Source organism: Blautia sp. HCP28S3_G10, from assembly GCF_052065235.1.
GTDB lineage: Bacteria > Bacillota > Clostridia > Lachnospirales > Lachnospiraceae > Blautia_A.
Map to the genome: position 1 here is coordinate 1 of NZ_JBQHUL010000084.1, position 1,734 is coordinate 1,734.

The 1,734-nt window shown below is 40.8% G+C and carries 1 protein-coding gene; it reads right to left on the bottom strand.

Annotation, left to right across the window (positions count from 1 at the left end):
* Positions 1-150 precede the first annotated feature (150 nt).
* A complete protein-coding gene (locus ACTNB8_RS16240) occupies positions 151-1,377 on the bottom strand; it encodes an IS110 family transposase (protein ID WP_441056106.1) in 1,227 nt (408 codons plus the stop codon).
* Positions 1,378-1,734 lie beyond the last annotated feature (357 nt).

The window sequence follows — 1,734 nt, forward strand, 5'->3', positions numbered from 1 at the left end:
AGTCCAGCGGTGTGATGTCAAGTGAGAAATGAATAATAAATCAAATATCTTTCATATATTTCACGAAGACAAAAAACACCCACCTAAGCCCTGTCGACCATGTTTTTTGAAAATGAGCAGGGCGTAGCTCATCAGCAAGTAGAAGTTATTCTACTTTGCTGGACGATATAGGCGATTATCTTTGAGCAGTACAAAGACCAACCGCACAAATTTACGGGCAGTTAATGCGAGTGCACGTTTGTGTTGATATCTGTTTACCTCTTTGTATTTAAGGTGGTAGAAGTCGCTGTATTCCTTGTCGCATCTTACAAGCGAGAAAGCTGCTTCGCACAGATAATACTTTAAAAAGCGGTTACCGGAATTTATAAGCCTTGTTGTTTGGGCTTCAAAACCTCCGGACTGATGTTGTTTCCATGCAAGACCTGCATACTTAGCAAGCTGAGCATGGTTTCCGAAACGATTGATATCACCGATTTCAGCCATGATACCGGCTGAGAATACAGGACCAATACCTGGAATGGATATCAATACATTTGGTAAGAGTTCCATTTGAGCAGCGATTGCTTTATCGAACTCTTTGATTTGAGATTCCAATGCCTTCATTGAGGCTATGGATATAGAAAGCACCTGATTAACGGAGTCATTTACCGTCTTAGGCAAACGGTAAGAGCTTCTGGCAGCTTTCTGAATGGCTTTGGCTACTGAATCAGGATCAGGAAAGCGGTTCTTTCCTTTTTCCATAATGAAATCAGTAAGCTCTTGTAAGTCCATATTGGCTAATGCTTCTGCGGATTCAAACTCTTCGTAGACAGCAAGTGCCGTAGTGCTGAAAGTATCTGAAAATACTTTTTCCTGCGTCATCGTGGAATACTTCTTGAAAAGTACATTCATAAAACGTTGTTTTTCTTTGATAAGGTTGCAAACAGCGTAGTAGCGTGCTCGTGTGAGGTTTTGGAGAGCTTTGTAACGATAGTCTCCGATGTATACCTCTTTGTTGATTCTACCAAAACGCAGGCAGTCAGCAATGACAAAAGAGTCCACGTAATCATTTTTAGGCAGGTCATTATAAGATTCCTTGAACTTATTTACCTGCTTAGGATTGAGGACATGAATCTTTCTGTTAAATGGTGCCAGAGTGGCATCTTCCCTTAGAAAGTACACGAGATTGTCTCCATAAACAGAGGTTGCTTCGAGACCAATCAGAACAGTGTCAAGGGAACGAGAAGTCATGGCAGAAAGAATCCTTTTCACAAGCTGAGTGGAACCATCATGTGAGTTTTTTAATTCAAAGTTGCTGTGCTTATCTCCGTTTGGAAGCATAAGATAAACGACATTGGATTTGCTACTTACATCAATTCCGACGTAAAGCGGGTTCATGAAAATCACCTTCTTTCGTAATAAGATTTGAGTGTTCAATCGGCTTGGTAAAACCCATGATCATGGAGCATCGACACCCTCGCATATAAGAATCCAGCTTAAGACGGATAGATGCGAAACCACACTGCTGGATGGTAGTCCATGTTCTTAAGCAAACAGCCAGCCGGTTTGAAGCTAACTTCCATGTCAGGGGAACAGACTCTACAATGAAGCAACCATGACTGGTTCAACAGGAGGGAACAGAACTATTACCTGATTGACACTGGGACAATTATATCATGGGCTTTACTAAGCCTATTGAACAAATATTTATTGAGTTTTCAAGGTACATTTATGTATCTAAAAGATATTATACGA

What these genes read in the sequence shown, in the direction of transcription:
- ACTNB8_RS16240 (WP_441056106.1), bottom strand. Translation starts at nt 1,377, where the DNA reads ATGAACCCGCTTTACGTCGGAATTGATGTAAGTAGCAAATCCAATGTC.